Below are 20112 nucleotides of genomic sequence, written 5' to 3'. Positions count from 1 at the left end.
CGATGACCCAGCCCAGAACGATCATCCCCTGGCTTGCCTTGGCCTGCCTGCTACTGCCCATGGCGCCGGCTGCCCAGCCTATTTCCGAACCGCTCGGTCCGGACCAGCTTGCGGAGCTGGAACGTCACCAGTCCCTCGCCCTGTCCGACTGCAACCGGGCGATCAGCCTGCACGTGACTGGCGCACGGCTGCAGGACGGCCTGGACGGAGAGTCGCCGGCCGATGGCGACCGTTGGCTGGTGCTGGACCTGCGGTTCGATAACTGGATGCCGGCCGATCTGCTCTTCGGTCTGAATTACCCGGAACCGATCCTGATTGCCTCGCTGGAACGCCAGCTTTATCTGCTTGCCAATGGTGCGCGCATCAATCGGGCCACGCTTCCGGCCGACTCCGGGATGACGGATGAATTCGTCCTTCCGCACGTCGGGGCCAGTGCCAGCGGGCAAGTCGCCTACCGCGTGCCGACCGATGGCCTGCAAGCCCTCTCACTGCACTATTACCACGATGAATACGCGCCGCTTCGCGTCAGCCTTGTAGACGGCGAGGCAACCGCCTCAGACGCGCTGGACAGCGCCGAGAACGACCTGATGCGAATCGGCATCCATGACGTGTCCCTGCATGAGCAATGGAGAGGCGAGGCAGCTCCTGAAGGCATGCAATGGGTTGCGGTGGATCTGCGCGGCACCAGTCTCTGGACCATCGAGGCCGATGCCCGGGCGCTGGATGTCTCCGCAGACCTTGACGCCCGTGCAGAGGTACCGAAGGTGATGGAATACATGGAGGCAAGCGGCCTGCTGCAACTGGTGGTCGACCAGCAGCATGGCTATTTGCGTCGCAACGACCTGGGGACGCTACCTGCCGATCCGCCTTGGCTGCCCGACGCGACGGCCGGCGGCCTGGCGGTCTTTCCGGTGCCCGAACAGGCGGATCAGGTGGAGCTGGTAGCCCACTTTCCACAGTTCCGCGCCACCGATATCCCGCAGCGAAACCGCGAACCAATACGCTTTACGCTCGACCTGGCCCTCGAGTCGGACCGATCGACCGAGGGTATGGCGAGTACCGAGGTGCTGCTGGAGATCGCCGATGAACCGACACCGTTCCAGCTTCACGATCTACGCGAGGCGGAGACCTTCGCCACACACTCGGCCGAGCCGGACACGCAACTCCTGCTGCTGACGGGATCCCTGCGAAACGAGAGTGACACCGGCGGCATGATGCCAATCAGTAACCGACTGACCCTGGTGGACGCCGACGAGCAGACAATCGAACCGTTGGCGGTTTATCAGCCAGGGCCTCTCGCCCTGGAAGAACCGTTCTGGCTGCCGGCCGGCGGCGAAGCGCGCCGCTTCACCGCCGTATACCGGATCGATGCAGCCACCGAGACGCTGACCCTTGATTACACGGGCGTCAGCCATAGCGAAGTCGTCGAACTGCCTACGCCTGCGCGGTAGCTGCCCCCTTGCCGCGACCAACCCAAGAGGCAGCCTTGCTGCCGAGTTCCTTGAAGCGGTCCGACATGCCTTCGAGTTTCTGTTCCCATTCCGAATCCGGCTGCTGGCCCTCGGTGACCGAGAAGAAGACCTGCATCATGCAGGTCACTGCAAACGGCTCGATCACGGCGACCTTGACGCTCCAGGCCAGCAACAGCGCAATGATGACGCTGGTCGCGCCCCAGCCACCCGGCACCATATAGGCAAGCGCCGCCGCCGGCGTGAGCATGACCAGGAAGACCAGAATCGACAGGCCGTAGACAAACAGGGCAAGCCAAACGGCGTTCTTGAGCATGGACTTGTAGTTCTGGCCATACAGCACCAGCGCAGTACGCGCCGACTGCCAGGGATTGTCGGAACGGGTACGGATCGCGTGCGCCAGGATCACCTCGTCGATGAACCCCACCGCCATGCGCAGAATGGCGTGAATCACCCCGACCAGTTGCGTTGCACCGGGAATCGGCAGCAGCCGAACCACCGATCGCACCATGCCGACAATCACCCGCAGCACGCCCTTGACGACCTGATCCAGGACGAACAGTACCGAGGCCTCCTTGAACCTCTCCTGCACCACGCCGCGCGCATGATCGATCTGCGAGCGCCCGGCGGGTAGAGAGCCGCCATCCATCTTCTCCACCATAACCGCGATGTGCCCGGCCTTGACGATGTAGAGCAGGTACTCACGAAACCAGTAGACCAGCGCGCCGATGATGCCGAAGCCGATCAGTCCGCCAAAGAACGTGGAGCCGGCGCGAAAGCCTTCATCGCCCAAGGCGCCAATGCCCCAGCCCAGGCCGGCACCGGTGCCGGTGGCCAGCACATAGGCCAGGGTGATACCGAAATAGACGGCCAGCCGAAGCAGCAGAAATGGCATGGTCGCGAGCAGAAGACGAATCGCCTGCCCCATTCGAAAATCCCACATGATCGGAGTCCCTCGATAAATCGCTTCCTTGCGCGCGCAATCAAACCGACGCGCGTCAACCAGGGGCGGGCGCCGGGGCCCGCCCCACCGGATCAATCAAACAGACTACGGACCCCGTCACGCACGGTATCGCTGATCCCGCGCCTGGTCTCGTCCTCGGCATCCTCACCCGCTTGCCGCCCGACGTCGCGCGCGGAATCGCCGAACCAGCTGCCCTGCGATCCGTCGTCACCTGATTCCTCACCACGTCCGGGGGGCGGCGCGTCGCCCTGGCCCTGCATGCCGGCCATCGGATCGACCTCACGGTGGTTTGGCGGCAGGGCAAAGGTATGATCGGGAAGATTCGTCTGCTCTGCGCTCTGCAGCTCGATTCCATCGGCACGCAGCAGGCCGTAACCCTCCATGCCGTCCGGCATATCGATAACGTCGTCGCCATCATGCTGGCTCATCTGGCGCGACATGGCCTGCATGCCGGCGAACAGGTTGGCGACCCGGTGGTCATCGCTGACCACCACTTCACCATCCGCGGTGCAATCCCCGCTCCAGGCATCACAGCGCTGCACTTCATAGACTTCGCCGCTGAAACCACCAACGGACTCCGTCCGCCCGGTCGCATTCATGCGGTATTCGGCCTCTTCTACCGGGGCGCTCTCCCCGGCCATGGACAGCATCTCGTCCATGGACATGACCACCCATTCGCCATCCTGCTGGGACACGACATAGGTGCTGCCACCGCTGATCAGCATATGATCGCCCTCCGGTGTCAGCATCCGCAGGTTCTGGTCATCCCGGTACTCAAGCGTCATCTCGCCATCCGGCGTCATGTAGGTCCCAACGTAATCCGCGGCCATGGCGCCGGATGCACCGAAAACGCCGGCTCCAGCGAACGCCCCCAGCACGGTTGCGTGCATCAAAATCCTGCCCTTACCCATATTTACCCCCAGTGAATGTCGTGATCGCGTGTTATTCGGCGTCGCAAAAAAAACGTCTGCAATGGTGCCGACCACGATGCAGAAAACAACCCGTCGGATGCTGTGAAACAGATCACAGTCATCCTGCCCCATGCGGGCTACCAAGTGAAAGGCCGTTTTGCAAAAATGGCAAATTACCGGCAAAAAACCGGTAAACCTTTAGTCGAAAGTCATATTTCTAGATCTAATACAGTTTAATAAAGGTTAACACCGGATTGAAAAGGGGACTCGAAATGCAAAAGGATCGTGCGACAATCATGCTGGTGCGGACATGCTTGGGGACCGCATGCCTCGGCCTGCTGACCGCCTGTAGCGATGGCGATGGCGCAGGAGCCGGCACCGATGTGGATCGGGATGCCATCACCGAGGGGCTCTCCAGCGGTGACTACGAAATCAGCGTCGACGGCAGCATCACGCAAACCGGTGCCTATGAGGGAGATCGTGGCCCCTACGACTTCGCGCCCGCCAGCGATGGCACGAATGCGGAAGGACCCTACCTGATCCGGATTCGAACCGAGACGGAACGCGACGGCGATCAGCGCATGTCCTACCTGATGATCGTGTTGCCCGCCGGTGCTGAAACCGGCCGGCATCAACTCACGGCGAACCGTGATGCCGGCAGCGATGACGCCTATGCAATGCTGCGTTCCTACGGCCAGGAATGGACATTCGCCCAGGACGTATCGGGGCATGTCGACGTCGCGGAACTCGGCGATGTCGTCACCGCGGCCTACGAGGTGGAGCTGCATGATGGCGATGGCAATTCCGTCGCACTCAATGGCCGCATGGTCGATGTCCCGTTCCAGCCTCAGGCAGAGACCGACACACGCTTGACGCTGAATGGCGATGAACACCATTTCGACGGCGGTTCGATCAGCACCGCCTACGACACGCTTAGAATCGGTCCGATACGGAGCGCGATAACCATCGATCTGCCCGACGACGGCATCGAGCCGGGGACTTACGAACTAACGCCACGTTCCAGCGACGACGGCCTGAGGCTCAGTCTGCGTGCCGCCGAGGGCGGCATCGAAGACGTTAATGGCAGCATCACCTTCGAACAACAGGGCGACACGATGCGCGGATCCCTGCAGTTCACTGCCAGCGGTCCGGATGACGAGGCGGAAGCCGAAGGTACTTTCGAGGGGTTGGAGCCATGAGAAAGTGCTGATCAGATGCTCATGCGCCAGCGTGGTTTTCTGAGCCACTCCGGCGTGGTGCAAGGGCATCACTCCAGGTCCGGGCAGGTAGCAACGACGGAACCACGCAGCAAATAGTACCCGGTCGATTAGCCAGACCCCCGCTCGGCATCAGGTGAGTCGGCAAGTGCCGCTGGCTCAGAATAGCCCTGTTCCTTGAGCGCATTGACCAGGATCACGATCTCCCGAACGCTGACGCTCGCACCCAGGCGGCCGATGCGCTGATAGTAGCCAGCAGCTTCCGGAAACCGCTCGGCCCTGCCGTACTGACGCAAATGGCCGCAAAGGTCTTTCAGATGCGTGTGCAGCCGCATCAGGTCCGACACAAGACCCGGTGCCATGTACTCGGAATACTTCATGTTGAGCACGTCCCATAGATCGTCGGCTCGCTCGTTCAGATAAGCATATGTGTCGTCGGCGAAAAGCGCCGATTCTGCAAGCCTCGCCATGATCGCCTCCGCCGGCAGAGCCGCAATGCCTGACAACAGATCGGCGCGTTGTTCGCGAACGGCCTGGTGCTGATTCGCGTCCGGGCGATCCAGGGCGATTGACGGGTTGAAGCCGAACGCCCGCACGGCAATACCGTCGCGCAGGCGGTTGACGTTGCGTGCAATCAGATAATCCACGTGTTCCTGCACGACCCGCCACCGCCGCGTCTTGGAACGCACCAACAGGGTATCGATGATAAACAGCGTGAATGCAGCACCCATCAACTCTGTCAACAGACCCAGGGTGATATCCGGATGGACCTCCTGGATGATCCAGAGAATCACCATGGTGAAAAATATCACGCAGTACACTGCCAGCGGGATTTCGGTCTGCAGCAGGGCGCGCAGGCTGCGCCGCTTGCGCGCAGTGATCTTTGGGGGGTCAGCTGGAGTCATACCATCCATTGCCTTGCCTTATTCGGTCCAACTGCGATCCGCCGAGGAGATGTGTACCCGGGCCTCGCCGTGCTCTACCAGGTCTTTCAGCAGCACCACGATGCCTGAGACGCAGTAAAACAGGCCGAAAATCAGGGCGACGGTCTGGAAATGCCGCAGCGTCGCGAACCCACCCGGCATGGATTCCGGAACCCACAGGATCGGCGCCATGAAGCCAAGCAGGGCAACGAAGGAAAACACCATGAAACGGATGAAGTTCAGCGGCACCTTGCGGATGGTCAATCCGTAGACGATGGTCGCGACAATCAGCACCGAAGCGGTTGCCTGGACCGCAATCATCGCCCGTTCGCCGATGAAGGCAAATCGGCTCTCCTCGTAATGCGACAATCCGACTTCGTGGAAGAACAGGACGAGTAACAGATTGCCGCCCAGGTAGAGCAGGGCAAAAGTGAACGGCAACCACAGATAGCGCACATTGCGCATCTGCGAGAAACCCTCGGCCGCGTGCCAGAGGTAAAGCCAGAGTGGGATTGCGATTCCGTATATGGCTGCGGCTACGGCCGTTTCCATCATGCCGGGGCTCCTTACAACTCAGATAAGGTGCAACGCTACGCTAGGAAAGGCGTGGGCGATGTCGACGGTCTCACAACACCAAGCGTCGCCGTCACCGAAGGCCCGGCAACGCGGCTCGGCCAACGGGTCACGCCGTACAGCCCCTACACATTTCTTGTCCTTGCACCCCCAGAAACCGTGCCCCGCCTGGGCCACGGAAACAGGCATCTTTGCACACGGGAAACCGTCGAAAGCATGCGGTTGACCCGGTTTAACCGCTCTATAGCCTAAACTTACGGGATACGTGCCTGCCCACGGCACCCATAGCACCTGCTCCAACGCAACGGTCACTTGCCATGTACCGCGTCTTCCTGAAGGCCCTGTTTACAATGCACCGTGACGATCCGGAGCTGAACCCGCTGACCCGGGACGTGATCGAGGCCGCCGGCATGCTGAACGTGTCGGAATTCGACTTCCTCGAAATCGCGCACATGGAATGGTTCGGCCGCATGCCAGACCGCAAGCAGGTGAACAGGCTGTTCGCCAACCACATGCTCGGCGGCAAGCCACCATTCTGGGTACATAGCCTTGCCCGGGAGATCATCAGCCTGTTCGAGTCGGGCAAGCTTGACCGCAGCCGGTTCGGCGTCAATTCCCCGCCTCCACCGAATTTGCGGGATATCGGCATCGGCATCCTGCAGACCGCACTGATGCTTTTTGTCGGTTACCTGGTGTTCGTCTATATGATCGAGTACACGGGCCCCTAACCGGCATACGGCGATTGACATTCCGATATGCACTAGTTTATTACTTATCTCAACATTCCCGACATACGCTTTCCTGATAGCGGGTAGGCCTTTTGCTTATCTCGTTGCCCCACCAGAAAAACTCCTGGATCAGGTCACCATGCCCATGTGCTAAATTCCTTCCGGAAACGATAAAATAATTGGCAGCGGCTTGCTGCTGATTTCCTTTCCCAGACCAGAAAGCATGGGAGAATCAGTAGCATGAGCAGTTTCCAACAGATCGATGAAGAAGAGCGCCTAAAAGATCTTTTTTCCCTGGAAATACTTGACACGGAGTCCGAGGAGCGGTTCGATCACCTGGCACAGCTGACTGCTAGAATACTCCGCGCCTCCAATGTAGGGATCAACCTCGTTGACCGAAACCGCCAGTGGAGCAAATCCCACGTTGGCATTCCGGCTTCCGGCAAGCGTGAGGATTCCCTTTGCAGCCACGCACTCAATAACGGATATCTGGAAGTCCCGGACACCTTCGCAGATTCGTTTTTCAAGAACCATCCCGCCGTTGTTCATCCGCCTTTTGTCCGCTTTTACGCTGGTGTCGTCCTTCATGGTCCTACTGGGCACCCGGTTGGCACACTGTGTATTTTTGACACCGAGAAGCGTCGCTTGACAGAAAGTGAACGCGAACTTCTCATCGCACTGGGCTCACTCGTGGAACGGGAAATGAATTTCGATCACGAACGAGTTCGCGCCAGAGAAGCCCTCATTGATATCACTCGTAGAGATGCCGAAACCGGATTACCCAACGAAAAACTGTTTATCGAGAACATGAAAGACCTGATTCTGGTTTTCGATAGTGAAGAGCGTCCGTTCGCGCTCATTCACCTTAGGGTCGACAATCTGGATGCCATTACACGCCTTCACGGCCGGGCAATGCGCGACAGAATCATTGCCTTCTTGTCCAATCGGTTAACGGCAGCCGACAACCAGACTCTTCTTGCAGCCCGGATCGGCCCGAGCCGTTTTTGTGCCGTGATTCCACTGATGTCGATCCGTTCCGCGTTTGACGCAGCTCTGCCACTGGTCAACAGCTTACGGGAGCCCATAGAGATCGAGGGTCACCTTGTGCGTGCTGATCTCGATGCGGGTCTTGCAGTTTACCCCGAGGACAGCCGTACAGCGGAAGAACTGATGGAATGTGCACGGCGCGCCCTGAAAAGTCCCTACGGAATCCAACATATCTATGCCTTCACTCCGGAATCCGAAGCGCATGCGGCGAGGCAGCTAGCGCTGGAGGAGCGACTTGAATCAGCCGTGATCAAGAACAAAACCTACCTTAACTATCAACCTGTCTTTCGTTCCAGCAACAGGGATCTTGTCGGGTTCGAGGCGCTGATGCGCTGGAATGACGAAAAGTTCGGTCAAATAAGTCCTGCGGAGTTCATCCCAATCGCAGAGAAAAAAGACCGCCTATCCAGACTTGTAACACAATGGGTACTAAAAACAGCATGCAAAGAGGCCAGACGTTGGGAGTCGAATTACAGGTCAGCGACGTTTCGAATCGGCATAAACATACCTGCGCGGGAATTTTACCAATCGGATTTTATATATCTTGTAAAATCAACGCTGGCCGATCATCGTGTCGTGGCCGACAGGATAACCCTTGAGTTAACTGAAGAGAGCCTTATCACTGACATCGATCATGCGATCGACAGCATGCAACGGTTATCGGAAATCGGAATCAAGCTAGCGCTGGATGATTTTGGTACCGGTTATTCATCTCTCAGTTATTTGCGTCGGCTACCGGTTGATTTGCTCAAATTGGACAAAAACTTGATCGACGATATCCCGGAGGACAAGGAGGCGCGATCCGTGGTATCCGGGATATTCGGAATCGCCGCCGGTCTTGGTCTGCGCACTGTTGCCGAAGGTGTGGAAACTGAAGAGCAGCTTCAATTGTTACAGGGACTCGGTTGCGATCTCATCCAGGGATATTACCTGGGAAAACCGATGGATGCGGACGGCGCTCTCAATCTGATCGAGTCACACCATGCACAAAATTCCCGTTAGGACGAAAAGGGGGTCCGGGCCACATCCTCTCGCAGGACGATCGGCTGACAAATAATATACTGAGCAATAAGTTATCGATCGGCGCGTCATCAAATGGCCTATCAAATCAAACAAGGTGAAAAGCTCGGTCAGAGTTTGTGGCGACTGGTGAAGGAGCGGCTCGACGGCGCTGCGGAGGCATTAGGCGGGGTCTCGGCGACGGAGCTCACCGGGATCCATGAAGCCCGCAAGCGATTCAAGGAAATCCGCGCGGTACTCCGTCTTGGTCGTGGCGTCCTCGGTGAGCAGTTCGGAGTGGAGAATCGATGGTACCGGGACCGTGGCCGGGAGCTTTCCCGGGACCGTGACGCGCAGGCTCTCACCGAGATATGGGAGGCCGTACTCCCCGATCTGGAGCCAGCGCTGGTTGGAAATGCGGTAATTGGGAAACTATCCGACAGGCTTTGCCGTCGGCGGGATGCTATCGCCAGCGGCGACGGTGGCGCCGCCAGCCGCGCAACGGCCGTGCTAGAGCAGTTGCCGATGGCCTACTCGCGCGTGCCGCATTGGCCCCGACCAGCTGGTGGCTTTGCGCTGATCAAACCGGGTCTAGCCAGGACCTATGAACAGGGCAGGGAAGCAAGGCGCACAGCCACGGAAAGCAATACCGATGCGGCCGTGCATGAATGGCGCAAGCGGGTAAAGGACCTCTGGTATCAGTCCCTGTTGCTTCGTCGAATCTGGCCGCGGGAACTGCGAGTCCGCGCCGAATCCCTGAAGCAGTTGTCCGACCTCCTCGGCAAGGACCACGATCTGGCAGTGCTGCGAGGAATCCTGGCCACCGAACGCGACCTTGTGCCGGACCCCGAGATCCTGGGCGCCCTGACCAAGGCCCTGGCCAGGAGACAGGCTGCGTTTCGTGGCGAAGCCGCCACCGCGGGTGCCCTGCTCTACGCCGAAACGCGGAAAGCCTACACGCGACGCATCCGGCGATACTGGAAGGTTTGGCGCACAACTCCTTTCCGCCAGCCGAAGACTGCGCCTGATTCGACTGATCAGCTTTCGTAATCGACGACGCGGCGCTCCGTTCGCGCAGCCGCGACAAGCGGTTTGACGGCAGCGTGCGCCGGGTGATCGTGGTAGGCATCCAGCGCGTCCCTGCTCTCGAACTCGGAATAGAGCACGACATCCGCCGAGTCCGTCGTCTCGCTGAAATCGATTCCAACCTCGATTGCCGTCAGTCCGGGGATCTCGCCCTGCAGGGATTCGAGTCGCGTCTTGATCAACTCGGCGCTCTCCCGCTTTCCCCGCCCGTCGGCATTGTCCTTCAGGCGCCACATCACGATGTGCTTGATCATTCCACCTCCGGGTTGACCACTGATTTCCCGCCTTGCGCCGGGTGCTTTTTACACCGATTCAACGCGGTTACGTCCGTTTTCCTTGGCCCGGTACATGGCCTCATCCACACGCCGAAACAGGTCATCACGGTGTTCCGCATGCTTATACGCCGTCACTCCGAAACTTGCCGTGACATCGCCCACCTCGGAGATCCGCAACGCCGCGACGGCCAGACGGAGCTTTTCGGCAAGGGCCACGGCATCCGCCAGCGGCGTCTGCGGCAGCAAAACAAGAAACTCCTCGCCGCCCCAGCGGCCGACCAGATCCGTCTGCCGCACCGTCGACCGCACAACCTCGCTGACCGTACGCAGCACACGGTCGCCCGCTGCATGACCGAAACGATCATTGATCGCCTTGAAATGATCCAGGTCGTACATGATCAATGACAGTGCATTGCCATGGCGACGGCTGCGCTGAAGCTCCAGATCAAGCACGCGGGAAAATTCGTTCCGGTTGGCGAGCCTTGTAAGGGCATCGGTCGTGGCCAGCCGATGTATCCGTGCCTCGGTCCGCTTGCGCGCGGTGATATCCCGACAGATGCAGAAGATCAGCTTACGATCCTTGAAATAAAGCCCGTTGTTACCGAGTTCGATATCGATAACTGTGCCGTCGCGGCGCCGCTGCCGGGTCTCGAAATGGGCCCCGACCTCATCCACCGCGGCAAGCATCGCCTTGAGCTCTTCGCGCGTGTAATTCTCATCCCAGTCCCAGACGTGCAACCGCTGCATCTCGTCCTGGGTGTAACCAAGCATTTCGGCGTAGCGACGGTTGGCCTGATAGACCGCACCTGACTCATCAAGGATGACGATGCCGTCCCATGATTGATCGAGCAGGTTGTTCCAGCGCACTATTTCGTCGCGGAGCTCTTCCTCAACCTTTCGGGCCGCGTCGCGACGCCTCTGCGCCTCCAGCACGGCACCGAGCATGTTCGCAAGGTGCCGGGCCGTGTTGAACTCATCGGGCAGAAAACGGCGCTCCGCGTTCTCCGTCTCCAAGCAAAGCACACCGTCACGCTGCGCGCCGCAACAGATCGGCACGACCAGGCGGGGCCCGACAGCGCCTGGCCAGCCTGCAGCTGGCAAGTCAACCAGAACACCCTGCCGGGCGAGTGCTCTGGAGTAGGCGGGAAAATCGTCGAGAAGTATTACGCTCGGCAGCGGCCGCAGACGCTCGTCAGCGTCCCACTGCGCCGCGCAGTCGAGCATCGAGCCACCCTCCGGACACGGAAACCAGATACTGGCACGCTGCACCAGCAGGCTCTGCACGGCGATCCGTGCCACCTCCCGCATGGCGTCGCGGGCACCAACACCGTCACCGAATTCACACCAGAGACGACTGATCTGCAGCAATGCGCGCTGCTGTCGCTGAAAGCGCGCTTCTAGCGAATCACGTCCTGTCCCCATGGCAATCGTTTTTTCTTTGAATCTTGTTAACGTGGTCGACGACGATCAGCTTGCAGGTCTGGTCTCCCCATCAACCGCCCTGATCACGCTAACGCGAACCACCTGATCCTGACAGACTGTTATGGCCTGAGCGGCAGGCGGGGGTTCCATGGGGAAGCACTCGCGAGCACATCAGTGCTTCCCCATGGAAACACTGATCTATTCCCGCGTCTGCGCCCGCGACCGGTTTTGGTCATCTGGCAAGGCGCGGTGCCGGTTCGGTAGCCGTCGCTACCGGGCCGGTGACGCAGCGCCGCCAGGGGCCAAAACCGGCTGGGCCCTTCGGGTTGGGCCGCATTTTTCCCGACTGCCGTGTTGCGCTGCTTGACCGCAGAATGACTGCGGCGCTGCGCAGCGCGCCTTGCCTCGGAAAAAATGCGGACTCCAACGCAAGCGCGCGACTAGATCAGTGTTTCCCTAGGTTTCTCGCCGGCGCCGGGCCTGCTCGATACGCTGTATTGCACTGTCAATCTTGCCGAATTCTTCTGCCGTAACCCGAGCGATTTCCTGCAACACCTCGGCGCTCGCCAGTTGCATCGATTACTCTTCCCAATCCGGATCCAGCCCGCGACGGTAGTTCAGATTGATTCGCCGGAGGGGATCCGACAATTCATCGCGCTCCTCTTCCAACTCCCGTTTGCGCGTTTCCAGTTCCGACATCAGCAAACCTTCCCGCATTGAACGGCACCACAGAGCATAGCGGCAGGCGGCGGCCGCCGCCCTTCGGTCAGCAGCACCCGACGGCCGATAGACGCTTACCCGGCTTCCGGCCCGTCCCCCCGGATGACCTCGATCAAGGCATTCAGGGCATCGCTGGCCGTGAAAATACCGAGGAAGCCACCCTCCGTGTCATTGACGATGACGCTGCCGATCTTGCGCTCGGACATCGCAAACGCCACCTGGTCCAGCGGTGTGGCCGCCGTCACGGTCATCGGATCCGGTGCCATGAGATCCGAGGCACGCACCTGACTCTGGTCCTGAAACGGCAGCCCCAGAACGATGCGCACATCCCGGTCACTGATCACGCCGACCACGGTGCCGTCACGGACCACCGGGAGGTGCCGGATACCATGCCGGTCCATCAGGATCCTCAGATCCTCGATCGCCATGTCCTCGCTCGCGGTTATCGGGTCGGGCGTGGTGAATTCCTCCACCGGAACCGTCATCCCTGCCATACCTCTATCTCCCTTGGGTTGATGTAGTGTGCGTTCCGTCCCGCCCCGCGCCGAACGCCTCATGCGGGTGCGATTATGACGAGTCTAGCCACAGCATGTCGCGACAATGCCGTGATCGGCAAACATTCTGCCCAGGTTACCTGGAGGCAATACCGGATTTCGGGGCCGCCCAACGCTCGTCGGCCGTAAACAGCACATCGGTGATGAGCCGGGGCTGGATGCCGCGCAAGGCGGTATCCAGCTGATGCCGAATCTGATCAAGACGGCCCAGGCTTTCCACCGGGAAATCCTCCGGCAGGACGACATGGGCGGTGACGAAGACCGTCCGACCGGGCCGAACGATGCGAATATACCGTTGGCGGACCGGAAGCGGCGCCAGCACATCGTCCACGGCCTGCCTGAGCGGGCGCGTGACATGCTCTGGCGGCGCCCGATCCAGGAGTTCCATTATCCCCCGCCAGGCCATCTTCAGTGGCACCCCAAGGCAAAGGATGACGACGGCGGCCACCAGCACCGGATCGATATACGGCGTGATTCCGGAGAATTCAGTGCGCTGTGCCAGCGGAATCAGGGCGAATGCCAGCAGCACTGACGCGGAGATCACGCTGTTGACCAGCCAGTTCTCCAGATCGGCACGTATCAGGGGAGTTGGCTCCCGGCGCCAGATCAAGTACAGCAGCAGACACGTTACCGAGCAGGCGATGGTGGCGAACGCCGCATAGGCGATGGCCAGCCCGGCGAGAATCTCCCGGCCCCCGGTCACCAGCGCAGCCAGTGAATCAGCCAGTGCCACCGCAGAAACGCCGAGGATCAACAGACCTTTGCCGGCGTTGATCAGGGGCTCGAAATAGGAATAACCACGTGGGAACGCCTCGTCGCCCGGTTGCTGCGCCAGGTGCGCTACCCGAACCGAAACCAGGGCAACCAGGAAATAGGTCAGGTTGAACATCCCGTCGAGCAGGATCGCCCGCGAGTTAGAGACAAGGGCGACGGTAACGCCAACGCTCCCCACCAGAAGCGCCGCTGCTGCCGACAGCAATAGCGCCCTTCGCTCGGTTCTCATCCGCTCTTCCTCATGGCGATATCACTGGTCTCAAGCCGGCCGGATGCTGCGAGGTCCGTGCACCCAGAAATTCGCTGGCCAGCTCCGGCGACCGGGGGCACCTTGTCCGCTTTCGACTCGCGGAGCAAGTGTTGGTGGCTGGGGCTAATCTGATTCTGCGGAACCACTTTGACCAGTCGCCGGGAATCGCTGCCATAAACCAACACATACTGATTCTCCAGGGGCATCCGGATTCCAGCGGGCGGCGCCTGCCTCACACCCTCGCCGGCCGCTATCGAAAAGTGGCCGGGGACCAGGGCCATCGCGGCCGCGTCGGTTTTCGCCGGTTCGGGAGACGCTGATTGGCCATGTCGACGCGGTACCGGACACGAACAGCGGGACGCGGTTTCAGCGACGTGAAGGGTTGGGAAAAATGGCGGCATGAGGCGTCTCGGCCTACTCTTTTTCCTGAGTGGCGATGCGAAGGCAATCACACCAGTGATCCGAGGAGGTTCACCATGTCCAGTGAAACGATGGCCCGCCCCGTGCCGGAATCCGATGTTTCTTATTCCGTCGCCGGCATCGGCATGGAGCAGCCCTGGCAGTGGCTTGCGAATGCGGCCAGGGATTTTCGCCATGCACCGCTGGTCAGCCTGGCTTACGGCAGCTTCTGGGTCGGCGTCAGCATCCTGCTGACGGCCGGGCTCGTCGTCTTGGACATGGCCTACTGGTTGCTGCCGCTTGCCGCCGGGTTCATGTTTCTCGGCCCGCTGGTTGCAACCGGCCTGTACGAGATCAGCAGGGACATGGAAGCAGGACGGCAACCGGGTCTGCGCTCCGCCTTCCAGGCATGGCGCCGCAACCCGGTTCAGATTGCGTTGATGGGCCTGGTGCTGATGATCTTCATGCTGGCCTGGACACGCCTGGCCCTGTTGATGTTCGCCCTGTTCTTTGGCGTCACCACGCCGAGCCCGGAGATCCTCGCGAGCGAGATCTTCTTCAGCCTGCCCGGGCTGGGGCTGTTGATCACCGGCTGCGCCATTGGTGCCTTGCTGGCCTTCGGCGCATTTGCGATCAGCGCAGTCTCGATCCCCATGCTGCTGGACCGGAATGTCAGCGTGCTGGAGGCCATCGTCGCGAGCCTGTCTGCAGTCCACCGCAACCTTATGCCGTTGATCGTTTGGGGTTTATTGCTGACTGCGTTCACCATCGCCGGTATCGCGACGCTCTACATCGGCCTGGCAGTCGTTCTACCGTTGCTGGGTTATGCCAGCTGGTACGCGTATCGCGATCTAATCCAGTACGACGATACGCCGCCGGCTGGCGGTAGCAGCTGACCGGTGCGGGCTGAACGTGCGGGACGGGCGGCGTTAGCCCCTCTCCCGCACGTCCAGCCAATCTTCCAGCAGATCGGGCGGCAACGTGGTCAGACGACGTTGCTTTTCGATCTCGGTGACAACCTTGGTCACGGCATCGGCGGCATCTTCCGCCTGCACCTCCCAGGTCTGATCCGCAAGCGGGCCCAGTGAGGCGCGCGCATCATCGATCTTCGCGGCACGGATACGGCATTCCCAGATTGCCATTGTCGTGTTCCTCCTGTCATGGGTTTAGCTACCAAGCAGCGCAAGTCCGGAACTCTCGGGGCAGGTTTCCCGCGACATGCCTGCGGCCATCGGCAGCCATGGGCGTCGATTAGCGCTTGAGTTCCATGTGGATATCAATGGTGCGCAGCAACTGCTGACGGTCGATCCAGCCAATCGCCCGTCCCGAACGCTCCATCACCGGTATCTGATTCAATTTACGCTCGGTCATGAGCCGCAGGATATCCTCGGCGCCGGTGTCCGGACTCACATGGCTCAGCGACTCCGACCGCGTCATGATGTCGGCCACCCGGGTCAGCTTCCACCGCTCCCGCGGTACCTTGCGGCTGTCGCTCAGGCTCACCAGACCCTGGACCTGCGCCGGTTCGCCGACAAGGAAGGATCGGCGTCCGCCCGGCAGGACATCGTCGTGGATCCACTTGTCTATCGAGACATCCGGACTGACGAAGGGCACATCCGGGTTCGCCAGATCCCGCGCGCTGACATCCGCCAGTCGCTCCCGCATGTCATACATCCGCCCGTGCCCCTCGGCCATGGTCAGCAGGAACCAGCCGATCAGCATGATCCAGATGCCGCCGATCAGATTGCCGACGACGAGCAAATTCCAGAAGGCGAAACCGAACAGCAGGTAGGCCACCATCCGCCCACCCCGGACGGCGGCCTCGACAGCCTTGCGGGCATCGCCGGTGAATTTCCAGACCAGGGCGCGGAACACCCGCCCGCCGTCCAGCGGAAACCCGGGAATCAGGTTGAACACGGCGACAATCAGGTTGATCAGGCCAAGCCAGCCCAACGCCACCGGTATCGGTTCGAACCAGCCGGAGGTCAGCCAGCTCAGACCACCGAACATCAAGGCCAGGGCCAGACTGACCGCCGGACCGGCGATTGCTATCCAGAACTCGTCGTCTGCCTGTTCGGCATCCCGCCCCATCTGGGCCATGCCGCCCAGGATGAACAGGGTAATGGATTCCACCGGGATGCCGCGCCGCAATGCCACCACACTGTGGCCCAGCTCATGTGCAAGGATCGAGGAGAAGAACAGCAGCGCGGTCACCGCCGCCGATCCAGTCACCATCGAGAACGTCCAGTCTGGATACTGATGATGGAAACCGGCACTCAGGCTGGCCAGCAAAAGGATCAGGATGAAAATCCAGCTGACATGGATCTGGATACGTATCCCGATGATGTGGCCCAGGACCAGGACCGTCTTGAACATGATTCGGCTCCTTGCGTGATGCAACTGCCTGTAGTCGCGATTGTCAGGATCCCCCGTGCAACGCCGCTCTTCGCCACCTGTCCCAGCGGTTAGCGATGCGCCGCCCTGCCGGCCTACGGGTTTGCGCAACGCTTGCCCGGCCAGTATGGTTTTTCAGGTAAGACTGTAGCTTGGCGCGGACCAGGAACAAACGGATGACGGCAACGCTCGGCCCGAAGGTCACTGCCTCCAGGCAGGCCTTTGACCGATGCAGTCTGCGCGCAAGCGCACGGGACCTACCGCAACGGCTAAAGGCAAGCAATGAGCATCGCGATCCTGTACCGCTGGCGGGTCAAGCCCGGCCATGAGGCGCAATTCCGGCAGGCATGGGTCGAGGGTACGGCGCTGATCCACCGGCGCTGCGGTTCCTACGGGGCTCGCCTGCACGAGGACGAGAACGGCCTGTTCTGGTCCTACGCCCTGTGGCCGGACGAGGAATGCCGCAAACTCTGTTTCCGGGAAAGCGGCGTCCTCGACCACCCCGCATTCCCGCGCATGCAGGCGGCCGTGGCTGAATATTTCGAGGAAATCCGGCTTAAACCCTGCGATGACCTGTTGCAACCGCCTCCCGCTGCAGGAGCGAAGGGCGAGGGAAACGCTGATTAATGCCCACGCCTAGCGTTGCACCGATCTCCGGAAACGAATCGGTTGGGCTGGCGACGCTTCCGCGTCATCATCCCGAGGACAATGCATGGGTTCGGCGCCGGCCTGTGTGCTCCAGTCCGGAATGCCGTAGCTCTCTACGTCCACATCGAGCCTGGTGGCTTCTTCCCGCAACATGACATCCAACCAGTTGGCAAGCGCACGATAGGCTTCAATGCTGTCCAATTGCTCCAGCCGTCGGCTGACCACGCCTGACCAGCGCCCGAGGTGATCTCGCAGAAAACTGCGAGCGGCATCGCCGGTCACTACAGCGGCTTCATTCCACTGGTTGTGGGTCGCATAGGCAAGCCTGACCAGCAGTGAGCTGTAGAACTCAAGCTCAGCGGCCAGGTGGTCTGGACGCTCCGGCTGCTCCTCGCGAATATCGACACCGAAAGCCTGATAAAAACCGCTGACATCGGCGATACCAGCCGCCGGCCCAGCGAGATTCCCGCCACTGCCATAGGTTGCGCTGTACAGCGAACAGCGGGTCGGCCCAAGGAAAAGCCGCGCGTACTCGGCCCGCAGCACTTCAGCCCCGGCATGCCGCCAACGGCTGACGAAATCGCTGATCGCCTTGCGTTCTGAATCATCCGCCAGTAGTGCGCCCTGGGCCTCAAGCCCGATCAGCGTCTTCTCCAGCGCCTCCTCCTCATCAGGCTCCGGATAGGCGAGAAAGCGAGCGGCAGCGCGGGCCCGGTAGGCACGGCTTAGAAGTTCGCCCAGTTCGAGATCCGTATTCCTCATTTTTTCGGCGGACATCTGCTATTCCTCAATCTGCACGTCAACCCAGCCGGACCAGCTCTTGCGCCCCCCAACCTCGTCGTTATTGCCATCCCAGACCGCGAACGCGGCGCGCCGCGTTCCGGGCGAGAGATCCGGATCACCCTCCAGGATCGGTCGCATCGGCCGGCTCACCGCCACACGCCAACGACCGTCCTTCCAGACTCCCCAACCATCGGCGATCTGCATTGGCCGCACGGTCAGGGTTCCCCACCCCTCCGCCATCTGGTCCAGCACCGGGCTGTCGAAAGGCCTGGCCACCGGGTTATCCAGGCCCAGGGCGCCGGTGTAGGCCCGCGCGTCGGTCAGGCTCAATACCTCGTCGGGGTAGACGTCCACCAGCGCGTAGGGATAGAGATCCCTGATTTCAGGCTCGCCCTCGGCGATATCGCGCTGCAGCGCGGCACGCCACTGCACAATGTTCACGGCGGCACCGTCATGTCCCATCATCGGGCTGGCTCCGGCATCAAGCGGGAACTGCACCGCCATCTGGTCACCGAAATCGTCCAGCCGGATCGTGTCCCGCGGCTCCGGCGTTTCCCACTCGACAAGCAGGCCGATCCAGTGCCCGTTATGCGCCGCGCGTACCGAAACCTCGGTGACGGAAGGCTCCCCGTGCAGCGGTTTTGCCACCATCTGTGCCTGCATCGAGACCATTACCGGATCCGCCTCGTCCCAGAACGCAGCCTCCGGGTCCTTAAGTGCGCCATCGGCGTCGACGATTATGGCGCGGATCCCGTCCGCTGCCATCGCCGTGCCGAACACCATCGGCACCAGCAGAGCCGCCGCGCCTGTGGTCAGTGTTCGCCTCCACATGAGCACACCTCCTCATCAGGTCACGTTGGTCCGATAGGCATTGAACCGCCCGTCGAAGGCATCACGCAGGAAGGTCGGCTCGACCATCGGCACGCGGACCAGCTCCGCACCCTTGTCGTCGTAACCGACGGCCTTGCCGGCTTCCAGTTTGAAACGGTGAATGATTTCCGGAGTGGCACCGAACAGAAGCATGGCACCTAGCAGCTTGGGATCCTCACTCGCCCGCTTGTAGGTATCGATTGCTTCCTCGACGCCCCAGCCGAACATCTGCCGCAGATACTTCGGCGGAACATGGACCGGCGGGATGTAGTAGGTATTGGGTTCCAGGCCGAATTGCGGATAGAGGGGCTTCGCGATCTTGGCGTAATGGACGATGTAATCCATCGGGTTGTCTTCGCGAGCCTCGTCCGGCGTCGCCATGAACCCCTGCAGCCGGATCTTGCCGATACAGGTGATCGTGCATTGGGTCTGGCGATTGTTCTCGATGGCCGGATAGCAGCCGATGCACTTCTCCGAAACGCGGGTCATCGGATTGAAGAACACTTTCTTGTAGGGGCAACCAGTCACGCATTCCCGATAACCCCGGCAGCGGTTCTGATCGAGGAGCACAATCCCGTCCTCCTCGCGCTTGTAGATCACCTGCCGTGGACAGGCCGAAAGGCAGGCCGGGTAGGTGCAGTGGTTACAGATGCGCGGCAGGTAGTACATCCACTGCATATGCGGCATCTGCATCCAGGCCCCCTGGTCCATCTCGCCGGTGCAGTCGTCCTCGCCGATGTTCGGAAATGCGTAATCCTCGTCCTTCGGCGTGTAGCCAAGCACGACCTTGTCGGCCGGCGCCGCTTCGAACAGTGTCTTGCCTTCATACACCGGGCCATCCATGTCCTGGACGCCGTGCTTGTCCAGGATGTTGACGTCCCAACCCAGTGGATAATAGCCGTAGGGCTTGGTTTCGACGTTGTTCCAGAGCATGTATTCCTGGCCACGACCTGAGGTCCAAGCCGTCTTGCAGGCCACGGTGCAGGTCTGGCAGGCGATGCATTTATTGGTGTCGAAAATCATGGCGAACTGCCGTTTCGGGCGGACGCCCTCGAACGGGTAGTCCATCTCCCTTCCCAGTTGCCAGTTGTAAACGCTCGGCATGA

General features: G+C 60.7%; 20 protein-coding genes. 7 read left to right on the top strand and 13 right to left on the bottom strand.

Annotated elements, in window-relative coordinates; all coding sequences use genetic code 11:
- The first annotated feature begins 2 nt into the window (after positions 1–2).
- Complete coding sequence (locus M0534_RS08500) at positions 3–1451, top strand: hypothetical protein (RefSeq protein WP_248568002.1); 1449 nt, start codon at positions 3–5, stop codon at positions 1449–1451.
- On the opposite strand, the gene M0534_RS08495 is transcribed toward M0534_RS08500, so the two are convergent.
- Both M0534_RS08495 and M0534_RS08490 read right to left on the bottom strand, forming a co-directional pair.
- A complete protein-coding gene (locus M0534_RS08495; RefSeq protein WP_248568001.1) occupies positions 1435–2412 on the bottom strand; it encodes a hypothetical protein in 978 nt (325 codons plus the stop codon). The genes M0534_RS08500 and M0534_RS08495 overlap by 17 nt on opposite strands.
- 92 nt (positions 2413–2504) lie before the next feature.
- Complete coding sequence (locus M0534_RS08490) at positions 2505–3323, bottom strand: DUF4412 domain-containing protein (protein WP_248568000.1); 819 nt, start codon at positions 3321–3323, stop codon at positions 2505–2507.
- 293 nt (positions 3324–3616) lie between these two features.
- On the opposite strand from M0534_RS08490, the gene M0534_RS08485 reads away from it, so the two are divergent.
- Positions 3617–4543 carry a hypothetical protein gene (locus tag M0534_RS08485; protein WP_248567999.1) on the top strand — a complete coding sequence of 309 codons (927 nt, stop codon included), beginning with the start codon at positions 3617–3619 and terminating at the stop codon, positions 4541–4543.
- A gap of 128 nt (positions 4544–4671) precedes the next feature.
- On the opposite strand, the gene M0534_RS08480 is transcribed toward M0534_RS08485, so the two are convergent.
- Both M0534_RS08480 and M0534_RS08475 read right to left on the bottom strand, forming a co-directional pair.
- Complete coding sequence (locus M0534_RS08480; protein ID WP_248567998.1) at positions 4672–5466, bottom strand: hypothetical protein; 795 nt, start codon at positions 5464–5466, stop codon at positions 4672–4674.
- A gap of 18 nt (positions 5467–5484) precedes the next feature.
- On the bottom strand, positions 5485–6036 hold the full coding sequence (locus M0534_RS08475; RefSeq protein ID WP_248568146.1) for a hypothetical protein: 552 nt from the start codon (positions 6034–6036) through the stop codon (positions 5485–5487).
- Between the two features lie 338 nt (positions 6037–6374).
- Here M0534_RS08475 and M0534_RS08470 point away from each other — a divergent pair, with 338 nt between their 5' ends.
- The 3 genes from M0534_RS08470 to M0534_RS08460 all read left to right on the top strand — a co-directional run bounded on the left by M0534_RS08470 (position 6375) and on the right by M0534_RS08460 (position 9881).
- Entirely contained in the window at positions 6375–6785 is a 411-nt protein-coding gene (locus M0534_RS08470; protein WP_248567997.1) for a hypothetical protein, read from the top strand.
- Positions 6786–7025: 240 nt separating this feature from the next.
- Entirely contained in the window at positions 7026–8834 is a 1809-nt protein-coding gene (locus tag M0534_RS08465) for a putative bifunctional diguanylate cyclase/phosphodiesterase (RefSeq protein WP_248567996.1), read from the top strand.
- A 93-nt stretch (positions 8835–8927) separates the two neighbouring features.
- Entirely contained in the window at positions 8928–9881 is a 954-nt protein-coding gene (locus M0534_RS08460) for a CHAD domain-containing protein (RefSeq protein WP_248567995.1), read from the top strand.
- Here M0534_RS08460 and M0534_RS08455 read toward each other — a convergent pair.
- From M0534_RS08455 to M0534_RS08440, 4 genes are all read right to left on the bottom strand, one after another.
- Complete coding sequence (locus M0534_RS08455; RefSeq protein WP_248567994.1) at positions 9869–10171, bottom strand: Dabb family protein; 303 nt, start codon at positions 10169–10171, stop codon at positions 9869–9871. The two genes, M0534_RS08460 and M0534_RS08455, sit on opposite strands and share 13 nt — an antisense overlap.
- 48 nt (positions 10172–10219) lie before the next feature.
- Positions 10220–11614, bottom strand: coding sequence for a sensor domain-containing diguanylate cyclase (locus M0534_RS08450; protein WP_248567993.1), 1395 nt, complete (start codon positions 11612–11614; stop codon positions 10220–10222).
- Positions 11615–12408: 794 nt separating this feature from the next.
- Entirely contained in the window at positions 12409–12828 is a 420-nt protein-coding gene (locus tag M0534_RS08445) for a CBS domain-containing protein (RefSeq protein ID WP_248567992.1), read from the bottom strand.
- Positions 12829–12964: 136 nt separating this feature from the next.
- Complete coding sequence (locus M0534_RS08440) at positions 12965–13891, bottom strand: cation diffusion facilitator family transporter (protein WP_248567991.1); 927 nt, start codon at positions 13889–13891, stop codon at positions 12965–12967.
- Between the two features lie 497 nt (positions 13892–14388).
- On the opposite strand from M0534_RS08440, the gene M0534_RS08435 reads away from it, so the two are divergent.
- Entirely contained in the window at positions 14389–15207 is an 819-nt protein-coding gene (locus M0534_RS08435) for a DUF2189 domain-containing protein (protein WP_248567990.1), read from the top strand.
- A gap of 33 nt (positions 15208–15240) precedes the next feature.
- On the opposite strand, the gene M0534_RS08430 is transcribed toward M0534_RS08435, so the two are convergent.
- Together M0534_RS08430 and M0534_RS08425 are read right to left on the bottom strand one after the other, a co-directional pair.
- Positions 15241–15453, bottom strand: coding sequence for a hypothetical protein (locus tag M0534_RS08430; protein WP_248567989.1), 213 nt, complete (start codon positions 15451–15453; stop codon positions 15241–15243).
- Positions 15454–15562: 109 nt separating this feature from the next.
- Complete coding sequence (locus tag M0534_RS08425; protein WP_248567988.1) at positions 15563–16687, bottom strand: site-2 protease family protein; 1125 nt, start codon at positions 16685–16687, stop codon at positions 15563–15565.
- A gap of 300 nt (positions 16688–16987) precedes the next feature.
- Between M0534_RS08425 and M0534_RS08420 the strand changes: the two genes are divergently transcribed.
- Positions 16988–17332, top strand: coding sequence for a putative quinol monooxygenase (locus M0534_RS08420; RefSeq protein WP_248567987.1), 345 nt, complete (start codon positions 16988–16990; stop codon positions 17330–17332).
- Between the two features lie 9 nt (positions 17333–17341).
- Here M0534_RS08420 and M0534_RS08415 read toward each other — a convergent pair whose 3' ends face one another.
- From M0534_RS08415 to M0534_RS08405, 3 genes are read right to left on the bottom strand one after another with little or no spacing between them, the layout of a single operon-like run.
- Positions 17342–18130 carry a TorD/DmsD family molecular chaperone gene (locus tag M0534_RS08415; protein ID WP_248567986.1) on the bottom strand — a complete coding sequence of 263 codons (789 nt, stop codon included), beginning with the start codon at positions 18128–18130 and terminating at the stop codon, positions 17342–17344.
- Between the two features lie 3 nt (positions 18131–18133).
- Positions 18134–18967: an ethylbenzene dehydrogenase-related protein gene (locus M0534_RS08410; protein WP_248567985.1), complete on the bottom strand. Its 834-nt coding sequence runs from the start codon at positions 18965–18967 to the stop codon at positions 18134–18136.
- Between the two features lie 15 nt (positions 18968–18982).
- On the bottom strand, positions 18983–20110 hold the full coding sequence (locus tag M0534_RS08405; protein WP_248567984.1) for a 4Fe-4S dicluster domain-containing protein: 1128 nt from the start codon (positions 20108–20110) through the stop codon (positions 18983–18985).
- Positions 20111–20112: the final 2 nt, after the last annotated feature.

The sequence above is a fragment of the Methylonatrum kenyense genome, from assembly GCF_023195885.1.
Lineage (GTDB): Bacteria > Pseudomonadota > Gammaproteobacteria > Nitrococcales > Aquisalimonadaceae > Methylonatrum > Methylonatrum kenyense.
Note: the sequence above shows the minus strand (reverse complement) of the source record. Positions and strands in the feature narration are given on the sequence as shown.